The sequence below is a fragment of the Planotetraspora sp. GP83 genome (assembly GCF_041262585.1).
In the GTDB taxonomy this organism is placed as follows: Bacteria; Actinomycetota; Actinomycetes; order Streptosporangiales; family Streptosporangiaceae; genus JAOEGB01.
Genome location: NZ_JBGCBZ010000025.1, coordinates 1 through 14,712, shown reverse-complemented (window position 1 = coordinate 14,712; position 14,712 = coordinate 1). Strand labels below are relative to the sequence as shown.

Below are 14,712 nucleotides of genomic sequence, written 5' to 3'. Positions count from 1 at the left end.
CGTGCGCGCTACCAGCGCGCAGGCCACCGCCCGACATGGAAGGAGACACCGGTTGTGACCGAATCAGCGCGCGACCTGCCAGGCCACACGTTCGACGTCCTCGCGATCATCACCCTGGACGTGCGGGCCCGTGGGGTGGCGTCCGCCAGGCACTACGCCGGCCTGTTCGCATCATGCGAGCCGAACATCGACATCACCCGTGACATCCCGATCGAGCTGGACCCGGGCACGGTCACCATCACCTGCGTCTCAGCGCGGGGCGACGTCGCCGACCCCTCCACCAGGGTACTGCCGGACCCGCTGGTGTGGGCCGCCAAGGCCGCCGAACTCGAGCAGCTCCGCGCCCGCCTGCACGACCTCGCCCCGCTGCTGGCCGCCTGGGACCGCGCCGTGGAGGACGGCACCGGCGGCGACGCCGAGCACGCCGCGTCCGCCGACCTGGCCGACGCCGTACGCCGGCTGCTCGCCCCCGAGGAGCCGCTGCTGCGGATCATCCACACCCGGGCGGACGGCACCCGCATCGACGGCACCACCCCAGGCGACGGCGTCCTGTCCGTCGCCCGGTGGCACGGCTTCCGCCTGAACCGCCGCAAGGGCCGCATCGAGATCCCCAAGTCCAGCGGACGCACCGCCGACCACGACCAGATCGACGCCGCGGCGGCCGCGCTGCGCCAGGCGGGGTTCACCGTCGCCGTCCGCGTCCAGAACTGACCACCCGCACCGAAGGAGAACAGGTGACGAGCACGACCCCCGCCGCGGACGCCCCGGCGCCGCGCGGCACCCTCCGCATCGTCCACGACCGCACCGAAGGCACCCGCCTGCTCGGCTCCCGCAAGGGCGACGGCGCGTGGGAAGCCGTCAGGAACATCACCGGGTGGCGGTGGTCCCGCAACGTCGGCATCTATGTCCGCAACTCCCGCGACCGGGCCGCCGACCGGTGGGTCATCGACCGGGCCGTGCAGGCGCTGCAGGCGGCCGGGTTCACCGTCGCCGTGGAGGTCGACGACGTGACGTCGGGCCGGTCGTTCGCCGACGCCGAGGGCGAACGCAACGACCTGGCGGAGGCGCGGGCCGACCGGTTCGCCGCCCGCGCCGAGCGCAACACCGCCGCCGGGAACGCCCGTTGGGAACGCGCCCGGGACAGGCTGAGCCAGATCCCGCCCGGCCAGCCGATCCTCGTCGGGCACCACAGCGAGCGCGGGCACCGCCGGCTCCTCGAACAGACGCACCGGCAGGAAGGCCGCGCCATCGAGGAGCTGGGCAAGGGCCGGTACTGGGCGGGCCGCGCCGCCGCCGCCGGCCGCTACCAGGAGCACCGCGAGGACGTCGGCACCACCCGCCGCCGCCTGGACCGGCTGGAGAAGGACCGCCGCGACCTGGCCGAGCTGCTGGCCGACGGGTTCGAGCACACCTACTGGGGCGACGAGAGGCCGCCGGACGGCGCCGTGGTGCTGTCCAAAGGTGAGACGTACACGCACTGCCGGGTGTGGCTCACCGGCGACGACAAGACCCGCCGTGAGACCGACCTCGCCCAGCTGGACGACGAGATCGCCTACTGGAAGGGCGTCCTGGCCGACGCCGAGCAGCGCGGGGTCAAGCTCTGGACGAAGGCCGACTTCGACAAGGGCGACTTCGTGATCTACATGGGGCACGCGATCGAGGTCACCCGGGCCAACCCGAAGTCGGTCACCATCCCGTGGTCGCACTACTGGGCGGGCAGCGGCCTGCCCGTGGTCACCGTCGAATGGGCGCGGCAGCGGGACCGCTTCGACGGCCGGATGAGCACCAGCACCGTGGCGTACGACAAGGTCGAGGGCCGGCTCAGCAAGCAGGAGGGTGTCGCCGCGCTGTCGATGACCGCCGCCGAGGCCAAGCAGCTGATCGCGGCGAAGATCCGCGAGGCGCGCGGCCTGACCGGCGAGTAACCCCGTGTCACAAACCTATAACCCAGTACATATCATGACCATATAAAGAAATGATATAGATATAACAACTACGGCGAAAGGGGCCACACCATGCGCGACATCACCCTCGGACGCGACCAGCTCGCCCACCTGCTCAACGTCGCCCGCGCAGAAGACGACGTCGAGATCCACGAGGAGTACACCGCCCGCGGTGTCATCGCCGACGACACCTGCCTCGGTGCCACCGCGATCGGCTGGCCCCAGATCGCCGCCCTCATGGCCGCCGCCACGCAGGTGCTCGGCCTGCAGGAGGCGCTCGACCTGGCCGAGCGCATCCAGACCGACAACACCGGCCACGGCGTGACGGTCTACTGGCCCGGCGTCACCGTCACCGACGACTGACCAGCCGCCCGGCCGGGCGTCCCGCCCGGCCAACCCCGACCCGTGAAGGGACACCAGCATTGATCACCACAGAACGCAACGTCGGTGAGCACACCGTCCACGGCCGCCGTGTCCACATCATCGAGATCACCTGGCGCGGCAAGGACGGCCGCAGCTACGACATCCAGGACGCCGAGACCGGCGACACCCTGACCATGCAGGAGTCGTTCGACGCCTACCCCACGCCCGAGCAGATGGCCGACGTGGTCGCCGAGTGCTACGGCACCGGCCGGGGCAGCGCCCACGAGCCCGCCTACCGATTCCCCGCCGCCGGCGCCTGCGACGAAGCCAACCGGTCCGCGACCTTCGCGCCCCGCACCAGCGACGACACCCTGCCCTACATCGAAGTGGGCGGGGTGCTGACGTTCCTGTACCTCCACCACCAGGGCGGCGCCGTACGGGTGTCGGTCGACCTGGACGACCCGGCCACGTACCTGCTCCGGCCGGACGGCACCGTGCCCGTGCAGGTCACTATCCAAGGCACGGTCGTGTTCGACGACAGCGAGCAGGGCCGCGCCAACCCGGCCGCCACCCGCGACCGCCTGATCGGCCAGCTGATCGCCGCCTACGACGGCAACGCCACCCGCGCCCTGCTCGACCTCGCCCGCGCCGCCGACATCGGCGTGAACTACCTCGACCGCAAGTGGTTCACCAGCTACCTGCGGGAGTTCCACGGCATCGACCTCACCGACGAGCAGTGGCGAGGCATCAGCGGCCACCTGGAGGACTACGACGACCACATCTCCGCCTACGGCCGCCCCAACGTGCAGCACGAGTTCGCGATCGAGGTGTGCCGGATGGCCGGCGTCCTCCCACCCGCCGAGGACGGAGACCACAGCGATGACTGACCCCACCACCACCGCCCTCGTGCCCGACGAGGTGTGGGCGCGCCTGGAAGCCGCCTGCGACCTCGACTGCTACTCCGTGACCGGCCAGTGGGACGTGGAGAACCTGCTGCTCGACGCCCAGAACCACATCGGCGACGCGCTGCCGCAGCTGCTCGGCATGGGCACCGTCGACACCAGCGACGCCGACCAGGAGGACCTGATCGTCCTGGTCGACATGCCCGGCGGGCCGTGCCTGGCCACGACCGTGATCCAGCTGCGGGAGTTCCGCACCGAGGATGCCGTCGACGGGCCCGAGCGTGCGCGGGCCGTCCTCGAGCGCCTGCTGGCCTGCCACGCCGAGCTCATGGCGGACCTGAACGCCGCCCGCACGGCGGGGCCGCTCACGTCGATGTTCACCGCCGACGAGGTGGAGTGCCTGATCCGGACGGCGGCCGAAGCCGTCCACGGCAACGCCCTCGGCGATGACACCCTCAGCGAGCGGCAGATCACGCTGTCGGCCCGCGCCTACGACCTCATGCAGCAGGAGTTCGACGGGGATCGCCCCGTCGGCGCCGCCCACTGATCCGCTACGAGCCCCCAGAAAGGGACACCTCATGCCGTACGTGTACCCCGCCGACCCGATCACGCCCGACGAGCTGTTCGCCCTGCTGGAGGACGCGGTCGACGACCTGGCCCCGCTGGTCAACCAGTACAACGCGATGGACGCCCCGGCCGCGCGCACCGAATTGGCCGCGAAGATCGCCGAGGAGATCGCCAAGGCCGTCGGCGGCACCGGGCAGTGCAAGATGATCATCGGCCCGGGTGACCAGCCGGTGACCGGCCCCGACGGGGAGCCGCTGCACTTCGGCTACGGCCACGCCGCCAACGACCAGGCCAAGCAGCTCACCGGCGAGACCGGCGTCCCGCACGTCGCCCAGTGGCACACCACGTCGTGCCGGGTCGCCGCGTGCGGCGGCTGCGGCCGCACCGCCCCCAAGCACCGCGACACGCAGGAGGAGGCGGACCAGTCGGCCCCCGCCACCTGGGCGCGCACCCCGGACGGGCTGCGCTGCGACACCTGCACCGGGAAGGGGCAGCCCCAGTGACCGCCGTGACCACCTCACCCGTGACGGATGAGCAGATCGCCGGCTACGTCCACCAGGCGTGGCAGGCCGCCGACGCCGCCCGCGCCGAGCACCTGCGCCGCTGCACCGTCCGCGTCGCGCATCTGCTGCGGCAGCACTTCCCGGACGCGGCCACCGCCACGGTCGACGTCGCCGAGTGCATCCCCCGCGGGAGCGTGCCGGTCACCCTGCTCACCATCGGCGAGCCCGGCGAGGTGGTGTGGGACGCCGACGACCACGACATCGCGTGGCGGCTGACCCAACTCGAGGTCGACGAGATCGAGCGGTTGCTGTTCGACGCCCTCGCGTTCGGCGTCGACCACGACGTGCTCAAGGACGCCGGCTGGGAGCAGCACCGCGACGACGGCGACCGGTACACGGTGCGCCTGCCGGACGTCCCGCTCGCGACCAGCCCCGGTGACGTGGTGATGTGGGCGCTGCGGCTGGACACCGGCGGCGAGCCCGGCGGGAGCCTCACCCTGCACCCCAGCGAGGAGCGGGCGGTGGCCTGCCTCGCGATCGAGGTGCGGGAGGCGTGGTACCGGGTGGCCGACCTGGGCGACCCGTCGCTCCCGGCCGACCCGCCGCAGGAGGACCGGCAGGCGATCGGCGTGTTCTTCCGCGCCATGGCGGGGCGCGAGACGTACGCCCTGCAGCGGGTCGTGATCCCGGCGCCGCTGGTGGCCGCCCTGTCGGAGGTGACGGTGTGGGTGCTGCACCACGACGACGACTGCCGCAACACCGGCGAGATCACCGTCCACGCCAGCGAGCAGGACGGCATCGCGCACCTGGCCGGCGAGGTCCGAAAGACCTGGCACCTGGTGGCCGACCACAACCCGAACGTGCCCGCCGAGCCGCCGACCGACGACACCGAGGCGGTGCGGGTGTACTTCGCGGCCCGCTCCGGCGAGGAGTCCTACTCCCTGTATTGGGAGACGCTGCCCGGCCCGGCCCGGTCCGCCTCGGCGACGTCCGGCCCCGCCCCCGAGGGGGCCTGATGCAGCTGACCCTGGACGTCCTCGTGCTGGGCCCCGACATCGCGGAACTGCTGGCAGCGGCCGAGCAGGGCCCGCCCGCGTGGGAGCTGGGCGTGGCCGAGCACCTGGCCAGCCGCGGGAGGCACGGCAGGTCCTGCTTCACCTGCTACTGCCACGCACGGCACAGCTACGGCTTGGACTGGACGTGGGACTGATGCAACTGGCGCTCCTGAGCGATCCCGGCGAGTGGCACCCGCACACCGGCCGCCCGGTTGTGCGGGCCCGGCCCGGCGGCGGGGTGACGGTGCTGTGCGCGTACGGGCACCTGATCTGGTCGATCCGGCCGGGCGAGTGGGCGGGCTCCACCTACCAGGCCCGCCTCGCCGACCCGAACTACCAGGTGACGTGCGAGGGGCCGCTACCGGTGGAGGTGTGGTGGCAGTCGCAGTGCGGGCGATGACCGTGGGAGGGGCAGGGCGCCCAAGCCCCACACCTGGTCGTGTGGGAAGTCCTGCGCCGCCTGTCCGGCGTAGGGTGCGGGTCTTTTCCCCTCCCGGTCATCCCGAGGGTCCGCCGCGCCCTGGCCGTCCGCCAGGGAGACCGGGTGGCACGCAGACCGCGCTCGACCTGCCGGCGGTGCGGCCGCCCCGCCCGGCCGTCGCCCTGTACGGGCCGGTGCCGGACCTCCGGGCGTACGACCTGATCGTCATCTGCAGCTCGGCCGGTAAGGACTCCCTGGCGATGCTGGCCTACGTCGCGAAGCTCATCGAGGAGCAGGGCTACCGGGGGCGGGTCGTGGTCCTGCACAACCACCTGGGGGTGACGGACTCGGGCGAGCCGGTGGAGTGGCCGGGGGTAGAGGCCGCCGCCCGCGAGCACGCCACGGCGTACGGGTTCGAGTTCGTCACGCGGTCCCGCCCGGGCGGGGGCCTGTGGCAGCAGCTGCTCGGGCAACGCCGCAAATGGATGGGCAACAACGCGCGTTGGTGCACCAGTGACCAGAAGACGGGCCCGTCGATGACGTGGATCACCCAGGCGGTGGACGAGCTGCGCGCGTCCGGGGTGGTCGAGCCGGGTCGCCCGGTGGAGGTGCTGTACTGCCTGGGGCTGCGCGGGCAGGAGTCGCCGGGGCGGGCCGCCAAGCCGATCCTGTCCGTGGACGAGGGCCGCTCCTCCCGCAACCGCACCATCACCCGCTGGCTGCCGATCCGGGACTGGTCGCTGGCGGAGGTGTGGGCGCAGATCCGCCGGTCGGGGCTGCGCCCGCACGCCGGCTACACCTGGGGCCTGTCGCGCCTGTCGTGCGCGTTGTGCGTTTTGGCGAGCCTGGAGGACCTGATGCTCGCGGCGGCGCTGCGGCCCGCCCTGGCCGCCGACTACCTGCGTGCCGAGGTGCGGCTGGGCCAGCCGTTCACCGAGCGCCTGTCGATGGCGCAGATCCTCGCCGGGCTGGACGCCGCCCGCGCCGAAGCGGCCGGCGAGCCCGCAGCCGCCAGGCTGGCGGCCGCGCTGTACGAGCTGGTCCGCGCGCACCTGGCCGCGACGCCGCAGGCGCGCGGGGAGGGCGTCACCAAGGCGGGCCGGCCCCGCGTGCCGTGGACGACCCGCAAGCTGGCCGACCGCGCCGCCGCCCGCACCGCCGAGATCCTCGCCGCCGCGCGGCGGGCGATCGCGCTGGCTACCCGCGCGGACACGAGCGTGGTCATGGCCGGGCCGCTGGACGAGGCCGCGGAGGCCGCCCTGGTGGCCGCCGCCGGGGCGGTGAGCGTGCCGAGGCCCCGGCTTCCGCGAAAGCCGGGGCCGTACTACGCCTGAAAGGCGTACAGTTGTTTTTTGTCAGCTACGCGTGCTGTTCACCTCCAGCCTTGGCGGGTGCGGGGAGGACGACGTCGATGCGGCACTGCGGCGAGTCCTCCTGCGAAGAGGACGTCGCCGAGTGGTACAGGGCGAGTGAACCTGCTGCGAACAGGAACACCGCACACAGCCGGACGGTCTTGGACGTGTTGCTGATGGCTTCCCGGACCGTCCGGCCGCCCTCCCTCGTCATCTCGACCGCGAGGGTTTCGCTTGTTTCCTCAGCCCCGGCTGGCGGGGGTTCTTCGCCGGTCATTCAGCGCATTCTCCTATCCGTGAAAACGAAAAAGCGCCCACACGAAGCACCTACGGTGGTAGTGCGGGTCTCCTGGTAACCCGCGCGTAGGCGCAGCGCATGAACGCAGCGGTTTATTCAGTTGTCGGAGTCGTCGGCGGCAACCGACGACCCTCGTTGGCGGCCAGCCCGTCGCACACGGGCCGCCCGCGATAGCCATCAGGCGGTCTCACCAGGAGAGACCTGCTCCGCAGGGGGATGTCTGCGGAAGCTTCCTTGAGGGTAAAGCGGCGCTCCGCCCAGCTGACCACTGACTGTCGCTGTCTAGGCGAAACGCAATTGGTCATAGTCTGCCACGGCTCGCCCCGGCGTGCGTCCCGAATTGGACGGGAACGCGGGAAATCTCCGAGCCGGCGGGACCGCCGACCTGGCCGACCTGGGCTCTACCGTGCGATCGCCGTCTTTTCCAGCAACTCGATTGATATCAGCGACACATTTTTATATGTTTAAGATATGAACTTGGAGAGGGAGGGGACCTTGACCACCACCACCGCACACCCGGCCGCAGCCACGCCCGCCGACCCCGGCGACGGCTCGGTGACCTCCGCCCGCCTGCGGCAGATCGTGGACGAGATGAACGCCCGCTTCCGCGAACGCGGCACCGTCATCCGCGCGATCATCGCCGCGATGCTCGCCCGCCAGCACAGCCTGCTGATCGGCCCGCCCGGCTCGGCCAAGTCCGAGCTCGCCCGCGACCTGACCGACCGCATCGACGGGGCGACGCAGTGGGAGACGCAGCTGAACGCCTTCACCGCCCCGACGCAGATGTTCGGCCCGATCGACGTGGCCGCCCTCGTCAAGGGCCGCTACGAGCAGGTGTGGGACGGCCGCGCCACCCGCGCGGACATCGCGTTCATCGACGAGATCTTCAAGTGCGGCCCCGGCGCGCTGGACGCCCTGCTCGCGTTCCTCAACGAAAGGCTTTACCACCCCGAGTCGGGCGGCCAGCCGATCAGCTGCCCGCTGATCTCCGCAATCACCGCGAGCAACGAGTTGCCCCGCGCCGGGGAGTCGGCCGCCGTGTACGACCGGCTACTGGTGCGGGTCGAGGTCGGCTACCTGGACGACCCGACGAACTTCGCGTGGCTGCTGCGCCAGGGCGCCGCCCCGGCCGGGCCCCGCACCCGGATCCTGCTGTCCGACCTGGTCGCCGCCGTCAACACGCACGTCCCCGCGGTGGGCATCCCCGACCAGGTGGTGGACGGCATGGTGACGCTCCGGTCGGCGCTCCGCCACGCCGGCGTCGTCGCCTCCGACCGCAGGTGGCGGCAGTCGGTGCGGCTCCTGCAGGCCTGCGCCTGGCTCGATGGCCGCGACCAGATCAGCGTCAACGACCTGGACATCCTGTCGCACGTGCTGTGGACCGACCCGGCCGAGCGGCGCACCGTCGAAAAGGAGGTGCTGGAGGTCGTCAACCCCGACGCCAGCAAGGCCCTGGACATCCTCGACGGGGTCGAAGGCATGAACGCCGAACTCGACGCCCTCAAGGGCACCAACACCGAGGACCTGGCCAAGTGGGCCGCCGAGGCATCGCAGAAGCTCGCCAAGGCCGCCAAGGAACTGCAGGGGCTGGCCGCCAAGTCGAAGGCGGAGGGCCGCTCGACCGCCGCCGTGGACGACACGCTGGACCGGGTGCGGCAGATCCAGGCGCGGGTCATGGTGGACGCGCTAGGCGTCGACGCGAGCGTCGCCAAGTCCATGATCCAGATGAGCTGATGGAGGACAGCCCGCCGTCCTGCAGCGGGCTGTCCCACGTCCACCCCATCACCCCCGATGAGACCGGAGGAACCGAATGAGCCTGACCGGCAGGTTGAAGGACCTCACGGCCAGGGCCGGGCAGTGGCTCGGCCTGGCCGCCACCCCCACCCCGGCCCCCGCCGCCCTGCACACGCTGGTCGTCGAGCACGACAAGCTCGACGCGATGACCTGGGCCGACACCTGGGAGCAGGCCACCGCCCTGCGGGACCTAGCCGACAGCCTGAACGACAACTTCGACCACACCGGCGACCTGGTGCGGGACACCTGGACGGCGGCGTTCAAGGCCACGCCGCGCCTGCGCGACCGCGACCGGGTCGACCCGTCCCGCCACGTCAACCACGAGGTGGTGCGGGCCCTGCGTGACGCGCCCGCCTTCACGGAGCTGCGCCGCCTCAGCGTCGGCGATCCCTACACCGCGGCGATGGCCGTCCTCGCGCAAAGCAAGGAGCTGCGCGGCATGCTGGAGCGTTCCAAGCAGGCGGCCCAGGCCGCGCAGGCAGCGCAGGAGGCCCGCGAGCAGGCCGCCCAGGCGGCCGAGCAGTTGCGGCAGGCGCTCGAGGACGCTCAAGCCGCCGCGCAGGCCGCCGGCGACGGCGACGCCCAGGGCGACGGTAACGGTGAGGGTGCGGCGGGTGAGGCGGCCGACCGGCTGGAGCAGGCGCTCACCACCGCCCAGGCCGCCGCCGACGCCGCCCAGCAGGCGGGCCAGCAGGAGGCGCAGGCGTTCGCGCAGGCCGCGCCCGCCCTACGGCAGGCCGCCCGGGCCGCCGCCAAGCAGGCCGCCGACGCCGCCGAGACCGAGCTGGCCGCCGTCGCCGCCTGGGGCCTCGGGCCCGGGGAACTACAGCACATGAGCTTCGCCGAACGTGCCCAGCTGGCCGAGGCCCTGACGAGGCACCGCCTGGCCAAGTACGTGGACCTGATCGGCCGGTTCCGGCAGATGGCCACCGGGGAACGCGCCCGCAAGGTCGACCACGCCCGCGGGGAGCTCGTCGGCGTCACCCTCGGCGACGAGGTGCCGCGGCTGGTGCCGGGCGAGCTGGCCGCGCTCGCCGACCCGGGCCTACGGGCCGACTTCGCCGCCCGCCTCGCCGAGCGCCGCCTGATGGTGTACAACACGCGGGGCGACGCCCCCGCCGGGCAGGGCCCCATCATCTGCCTGGTGGACTGCTCGGGGTCGATGCTGCACGAGGAGAACGGCATCTCCCGGGAGGCGTGGGCGAAAGCCTGCGCGCTGGCCCTGCTGGACCAGGCGCGGCAGGCGAGGCGGCACTTCGTGGGCGTCTTGTTCTCCAGCGCAGGCCAAGTGAGGGACTTCCACTTCGAGCGGGGCCGCGGTCCGATCGCCGACGTGCTGGAGTTCGGGTCGCACTTCTTCGACGGGGGCACGTCGTTCCAGGAGCCGCTGGACCTGGCGTCGACCATCTTGGACGAGTCGTGGGACCGCGACGACCTGCGGCACGGCGACGTCGTCCTCATCACCGACGGGCTGTGCCGGGTGGAACCGGAGTGGGCGGACGGGTGGCGGCAGCGTAAGGCGGCGATCGGCTACCGCCTGTACGGGGTGACGGTGCAGGCGCGGCCCAGCCGGACGCTGGAGGAGCTGTGCGACAACGTCCGGACGGTGGACGAGCTGGCCGACCTGGACACGCCGCGTGAACTGTTCCGCCTCATCTGACCCCCGCCGTGGCCGCCCACGGGCGGCCACGGCGGCATTTTCCCAGGTCAACACCACCAAACCCCTGTACTACCAAAACGACAGTTAGATATGATTTAGATATAGAATTTCGAGTTAGGGAGAGGCCATGAACGCCAAGATGCTCGGCACCGCGCGGGACATCCTGGTCTGCTGCGCGGGCCACGACCCGCTGATCCTCGGCAGCCGCCGCAACCGGCGCCGGTGGGTGCGCATCAACAAGCGCCGCGAGCAGCGCGCCTGGCGGCGCGACCTCGACGCGGGCACTCGGCGCGGCGCCCACTGACCCCCACACACAACGCACGTTTCGCCACCAGAGAAGGGCAGGCACCACGATGAGCATCCCTACCCCCACCGCACCCGACCGGGCCGCCCAGGCCGTGCAGGGCGAGCAGGGCGAGCAGGGCGGCGCGATGGAGACCCTGGCCGGGTTCGCCGCATACGCCGCCGCGATGGAGCAGTCCGGCGCGCCCATCCTCGGGCACCTCGTCCTCTACAGCGTGTTCGAGACGGAGGTCACGCGGGACCGGCTGCACCTGTGGTTCACCGAGCTGGGCCTGGACGACACGTTCCTCCCGCCCCCGATCCGGCAGGTCGACGCGTTCGAGCAGATCACCGGCCCGCGCGGTGTCCGCGCCACCTACCAGCTCACCGCCACCCCCGACGCTGACGCCGGGCCCCGCCCGCGACGGCGCCGCCGCGGCGACGAGAAGGTCACCGAGGTCACGCTGATGATGCGGAACGTGTCGCGAGACAACCTCAAGCTGGTGCGGCACCTGGTGCGGGAGGTCCGCGACGAAGGCGCGGCCGAGCTGTCGTACGACCCGAAGATGGCCGAGATCGTGTTCTGGCGGGACCCGCTGGGCAGCGGCACCCCCGGCGTGGGCGTCCTGCAGATCCACCCCGACGAGGCGGCGATCGCCCAGCTGTCGGAGAGCGAGCAGATGAAGGTGCGGAACACGCTGGATGAGGCCAAGCAGATGTACCTGCGGGCCTGCACCTACTACACCAGCGACCGCCTGAGGTCGGTGCTCCGCACCTACGTGGAGGGCCTGAACGCGGTGAAGGTCCGCACCAGCGGCGGCGTGTACTTCGTGCACCGCGCGCACGAGGCGCCGCTGGCCGCCCTGCGGGAGCTGGTGTCCCGCCTCGGCAACGGCAGCCACCTGGCCCGGGTGCCGCTACCGGACCAGGAGGAGATGCGGGAGATGGTCGTCACCGCCATCACCACCAAGACGCGGGAGGAGCTGGAGGACCTGGTCGTCGACATCGCGACCGCCCGCCGCGACGGCGCGTCCGAGGCCAAGGTCGAGGGCCTGGTCAAGCGGTTCAAGGCGATGCAGCGCTCGATGGCCGAGCACGAGGAACTGCTGGGCGGCAGCCTCGACAGCACCCGCGAGGCGTTCAAGCTGGTCAACGCCCAGGTGACGAGCCTGCTGGCCACCGCCTGGTGACCTCTGGGGCGCGGGTGGGCGGCCCACGGGCGCGGCCGCCCACCCCACCCCCAGGCACAGCAACCGACTGGAAAGGACACGGACAGACATGCCGACAAGCTTCTCTTCCCTCCTCCCGGAGGTGCCGCCCAACCGGTGGAACGCCGACAAGCACGGGGACGAAGGCGACTCCGACTACGGCCCACGCCGGTCGTTCTACTCGATCGACGCCGGCAGCGCCCAGGAGGCCGAGCTGCGGGTGCTGGCGTGGATCAACCACGACTACCAGGACGACCTGCGGCACGCCGAGGTCACCGCCGACCCGGCGCCGGTGGGACCGGCCCGGTGGCGCCTGACCGTCCTGTGGGACAACCGCTACGAGTAGCTGCCCCACCCCGGCGTAAAACCGGCCCTGAGCTGCAAAAACACCCCGCAAAACCATTCCTATCAAGATCGCCGTTTCATATGATTTTGATATCAGTTTGGTTACCACTACCAGGGAGGGCACCATGGCCACCACCACCACCGCCACCGCCGCCGGCCGGGCCGCCGAGCTTCGCGAGCAGGCCACCGCCGAGGACGTCAAGGCGCTGCAGTCGTTCGACAGGTGCGACACGGACGGGGCACTGTCCCAGTGGGCGTGGGGCCTGACCGCGGCGGAGCTGCGCCTGCAGGCGTCGATCGAGGAGGCCGGCGGGAAGGCGCTCTTCCCGGCGTTGTTCGACACGGCCGGCCGCCTGGTGTCGGCGGTCCTGCGGCACGGCGAGTGGGGGCCGTACTTCGCGCTGCTCGACGAGAACGGCCGGATCTACGGCAAGTGGTTCACTCCCTCCAAGTGGAAGGACGCCCGCCGCGCCCGCGCCGCCGACGCCGCGAAGGGGTTCTACGTGGGCTACGTCATGGCGCCCGCCAAGGCAGAGATCCGGGGCGGCAGCCTCGTCTCGTGCAGCGCGGTGGCGGTCCGCACGGACGACGGGTTCTCCACCGAGGCGGAGGGCGTCGAGATCATCGACAACGGCCAGCACGACGAGTTCACCTTCCAGCGGGGCCGCTGGTACGCGGTGCAGGGCGGGCTGGTCTGACCGCCCCGCAGGGGCCCCGGGGCCGCGCACCCCGGGGCTTTCCCCTCGCAAAATGATTGCTATCTTTGACACCGTTAAATATGATTTTGATATAGAAACCGAGAGGAAGGGACACCACCCATGACCGCCACCGCCACCGAGCACGGCATCCGCACCGCCCTCAAGATGGTCCCGATCGACCGCATCGACCGGGACGAAGACCAGCCCCGCCAGCACTTCGACCCCGAAGCGCTGAACGAGCTGGCCGACTCGATCCGCCTGATCGGCCTCCTCCAGCCGATCAGCGTCCGCTACATCCCCTCCACCCGCCGCTACAAGATCATCGCCGGGGAGCGGCGCTGGCGCGCCTGCCAGCTCGCCGGCGTCACCGAGATGGCCTGCCAGGTCACCCACGGCGTCGGCGAGGACGACCCCGAGACGTTCGCCAAGCAGGTCGCCGAGAACGTCGGCCGCGTCGACATGACCCCCATGGAGGAGGGCGCCGCGTTCCGCAAGCTGATGGAGCTCGGCTACAGCATGGAGCAGGTCGCGAAGACCACCGGCAAGTCCCTCAACTTCGTCGAGCTGCGGCTGGACCTGCTCAAGCTGACCGACCCGATGAAGGACGCCCTCCTCAAGGGCCACCTGCCGGTCGGCCTCGCCTGGTACGTCGCCAAGCTCCACGCCGACAACCAGAACCGGTTCCTCGCCCGCTTCTCCCGCGGAGAGTTCCCCACCATCCGCGACGCCGAGGCGTTCGCCCAGGTGTGCCGGAGGGCCGAGGAGGAGCACGCCAGCCAGGGCACGTTCTTCGTACTGGCCGACGAGCGGGCCGTCCACGTGGCCGGGACCAACCGCCAGGAGGGCCTGTTCGTCCCAGCCGAACTGCCCGACGCCGAGCGCGAGCGCATCGCCAACGAGCGGCGCCAGCTGCTCGGCAAGTTCGACCGGCTGGCGGTGTTCGGCACGCTCCTGGAGGAAATCGCGAAGATGGACCCGGCCGAGCTGGCCGGCGTCCTGGCCGCCGCGCCGGGCGGCGTCGGCGCCTGCAAGGCCCGCATTGACCACCTCAAGGACATCGTCGGCAAGACCTCGACCACGCTCCGCCAGGCGCAGGCCGCCGCGCACGTGATGGCCGGGTCCGCCCTGCTGGTCGACCCCACCCTCACCGGCGACACCGCCGACGCACAGGACGCGGCCTGACCCGCGCACCGGGGGGGGGGGGGGGGGGGGGGGGGGGGGGGCCCCGCCCCCCCCCCCCCCCCCCCCCCCCCCCCCCCCCCCCGGCGGGGGTCAGATGAGGCGGAACAGTTCACGCGGCGTGTCCAGGTCGGCCAGCTCG

18 protein-coding genes are annotated in these 14,712 nt (G+C 71.7%); 17 read left to right on the top strand and 1 reads right to left on the bottom strand.

What is annotated here, in order from left to right; genetic code table 11:
* Window positions 1-54: 54 nt before the first annotated feature.
* From ABH927_RS28215 to ABH927_RS28170, 10 genes are all read left to right on the top strand, one after another.
* Window positions 55-711, top strand: coding sequence for a hypothetical protein (locus ABH927_RS28215; protein ID WP_370026486.1), 657 nt, complete (start codon window positions 55-57; stop codon window positions 709-711).
* 23 nt (window positions 712-734) lie between these two features.
* Window positions 735-1,925 carry a DUF3560 domain-containing protein gene (locus tag ABH927_RS28210; RefSeq protein WP_370026484.1) on the top strand — a complete coding sequence of 397 codons (1,191 nt, stop codon included), beginning with the start codon at window positions 735-737 and terminating at the stop codon, window positions 1,923-1,925.
* A 90-nt stretch (window positions 1,926-2,015) separates the two neighbouring features.
* Window positions 2,016-2,306: a hypothetical protein gene (locus ABH927_RS28205; protein ID WP_370026482.1), complete on the top strand. Its 291-nt coding sequence runs from the start codon at window positions 2,016-2,018 to the stop codon at window positions 2,304-2,306.
* A 59-nt stretch (window positions 2,307-2,365) separates the two neighbouring features.
* The gene (locus ABH927_RS28200) at window positions 2,366-3,193 is read left to right on the top strand and encodes a hypothetical protein (RefSeq protein ID WP_370026480.1); all 828 of its coding nucleotides are present in this window, start codon (window positions 2,366-2,368) and stop codon (window positions 3,191-3,193) included.
* Entirely contained in the window at window positions 3,186-3,755 is a 570-nt protein-coding gene (locus ABH927_RS28195; protein WP_370026478.1) for a hypothetical protein, read from the top strand. Before ABH927_RS28200 ends, ABH927_RS28195 begins: the two co-directional genes overlap by 8 nt.
* Window positions 3,756-3,786: 31 nt before the next feature.
* Window positions 3,787-4,278: a hypothetical protein gene (locus ABH927_RS28190; RefSeq protein WP_370026476.1), complete on the top strand. Its 492-nt coding sequence runs from the start codon at window positions 3,787-3,789 to the stop codon at window positions 4,276-4,278.
* Window positions 4,275-5,294 carry a hypothetical protein gene (locus ABH927_RS28185; protein WP_370026474.1) on the top strand — a complete coding sequence of 340 codons (1,020 nt, stop codon included), beginning with the start codon at window positions 4,275-4,277 and terminating at the stop codon, window positions 5,292-5,294. The genes ABH927_RS28190 and ABH927_RS28185 overlap by 4 nt, the downstream gene beginning before the upstream one ends.
* On the top strand, window positions 5,294-5,488 hold the full coding sequence (locus ABH927_RS28180) for a hypothetical protein (RefSeq protein WP_370026472.1): 195 nt from the start codon (window positions 5,294-5,296) through the stop codon (window positions 5,486-5,488). The genes ABH927_RS28185 and ABH927_RS28180 overlap by 1 nt, the downstream gene beginning before the upstream one ends.
* Window positions 5,479-5,733 (top strand): hypothetical protein, encoded by a 255-nt coding sequence (locus ABH927_RS28175; RefSeq protein ID WP_370026470.1) that lies wholly within the window; start codon window positions 5,479-5,481, stop codon window positions 5,731-5,733. Before ABH927_RS28180 ends, ABH927_RS28175 begins: the two co-directional genes overlap by 10 nt.
* A 176-nt stretch (window positions 5,734-5,909) precedes the next feature.
* Entirely contained in the window at window positions 5,910-7,088 is a 1,179-nt protein-coding gene (locus ABH927_RS28170; RefSeq protein WP_370026468.1) for a phosphoadenosine phosphosulfate reductase family protein, read from the top strand.
* Between the two features lie 25 nt (window positions 7,089-7,113).
* On the opposite strand, the gene ABH927_RS28165 is transcribed toward ABH927_RS28170, so the two are convergent.
* A complete protein-coding gene (locus ABH927_RS28165; RefSeq protein ID WP_370026466.1) occupies window positions 7,114-7,383 on the bottom strand; it encodes a hypothetical protein in 270 nt (89 codons plus the stop codon).
* Window positions 7,384-7,899: 516 nt separating this feature from the next.
* Between ABH927_RS28165 and ABH927_RS28160 the strand changes: the two genes are divergently transcribed.
* The 7 genes from ABH927_RS28160 to ABH927_RS28130 all read left to right on the top strand — a co-directional run bounded on the left by ABH927_RS28160 (window position 7,900) and on the right by ABH927_RS28130 (window position 14,573).
* Entirely contained in the window at window positions 7,900-9,138 is a 1,239-nt protein-coding gene (locus ABH927_RS28160; RefSeq protein ID WP_370026465.1) for an AAA family ATPase, read from the top strand.
* A gap of 76 nt (window positions 9,139-9,214) precedes the next feature.
* On the top strand, window positions 9,215-10,858 hold the full coding sequence (locus ABH927_RS28155) for a VWA domain-containing protein (RefSeq protein ID WP_370026463.1): 1,644 nt from the start codon (window positions 9,215-9,217) through the stop codon (window positions 10,856-10,858).
* A gap of 127 nt (window positions 10,859-10,985) precedes the next feature.
* On the top strand, window positions 10,986-11,162 hold the full coding sequence (locus ABH927_RS28150) for a hypothetical protein (protein WP_370026461.1): 177 nt from the start codon (window positions 10,986-10,988) through the stop codon (window positions 11,160-11,162).
* 49 nt (window positions 11,163-11,211) lie between these two features.
* Complete coding sequence (locus ABH927_RS28145; RefSeq protein WP_370026459.1) at window positions 11,212-12,330, top strand: DUF6744 family protein; 1,119 nt, start codon at window positions 11,212-11,214, stop codon at window positions 12,328-12,330.
* A gap of 88 nt (window positions 12,331-12,418) precedes the next feature.
* Window positions 12,419-12,694, top strand: coding sequence for a hypothetical protein (locus ABH927_RS28140; RefSeq protein WP_370026457.1), 276 nt, complete (start codon window positions 12,419-12,421; stop codon window positions 12,692-12,694).
* A gap of 124 nt (window positions 12,695-12,818) precedes the next feature.
* The gene (locus tag ABH927_RS28135; protein WP_370026455.1) at window positions 12,819-13,391 is read left to right on the top strand and encodes a hypothetical protein; all 573 of its coding nucleotides are present in this window, start codon (window positions 12,819-12,821) and stop codon (window positions 13,389-13,391) included.
* Between the two features lie 120 nt (window positions 13,392-13,511).
* Window positions 13,512-14,573 (top strand): ParB/RepB/Spo0J family partition protein, encoded by a 1,062-nt coding sequence (locus ABH927_RS28130; protein ID WP_370026453.1) that lies wholly within the window; start codon window positions 13,512-13,514, stop codon window positions 14,571-14,573.
* Window positions 14,574-14,712 lie beyond the last annotated feature (139 nt).

What these genes read in the sequence shown, in the direction of transcription:
- ABH927_RS28205 (WP_370026482.1), top strand. Translation starts at nt 2,016, where the DNA reads ATGCGCGACATCACCCTCGGACGCGACCAGCTCGCCCACCTGCTCAAC.
- ABH927_RS28195 (WP_370026478.1), top strand. Translation starts at nt 3,186, where the DNA reads ATGACTGACCCCACCACCACCGCCCTCGTGCCCGACGAGGTGTGGGCG.
- ABH927_RS28190 (WP_370026476.1), top strand. Translation starts at nt 3,787, where the DNA reads ATGCCGTACGTGTACCCCGCCGACCCGATCACGCCCGACGAGCTGTTC.
- ABH927_RS28180 (WP_370026472.1), top strand. Translation starts at nt 5,294, where the DNA reads ATGCAGCTGACCCTGGACGTCCTCGTGCTGGGCCCCGACATCGCGGAA.
- ABH927_RS28165 (WP_370026466.1), bottom strand. Translation starts at nt 7,383, where the DNA reads ATGACCGGCGAAGAACCCCCGCCAGCCGGGGCTGAGGAAACAAGCGAA.
- ABH927_RS28155 (WP_370026463.1), top strand. Translation starts at nt 9,215, where the DNA reads ATGAGCCTGACCGGCAGGTTGAAGGACCTCACGGCCAGGGCCGGGCAG.
- ABH927_RS28150 (WP_370026461.1), top strand. Translation starts at nt 10,986, where the DNA reads ATGAACGCCAAGATGCTCGGCACCGCGCGGGACATCCTGGTCTGCTGC.
- ABH927_RS28145 (WP_370026459.1), top strand. Translation starts at nt 11,212, where the DNA reads ATGAGCATCCCTACCCCCACCGCACCCGACCGGGCCGCCCAGGCCGTG.
- ABH927_RS28140 (WP_370026457.1), top strand. Translation starts at nt 12,419, where the DNA reads ATGCCGACAAGCTTCTCTTCCCTCCTCCCGGAGGTGCCGCCCAACCGG.
- ABH927_RS28135 (WP_370026455.1), top strand. Translation starts at nt 12,819, where the DNA reads ATGGCCACCACCACCACCGCCACCGCCGCCGGCCGGGCCGCCGAGCTT.
- ABH927_RS28130 (WP_370026453.1), top strand. Translation starts at nt 13,512, where the DNA reads ATGACCGCCACCGCCACCGAGCACGGCATCCGCACCGCCCTCAAGATG.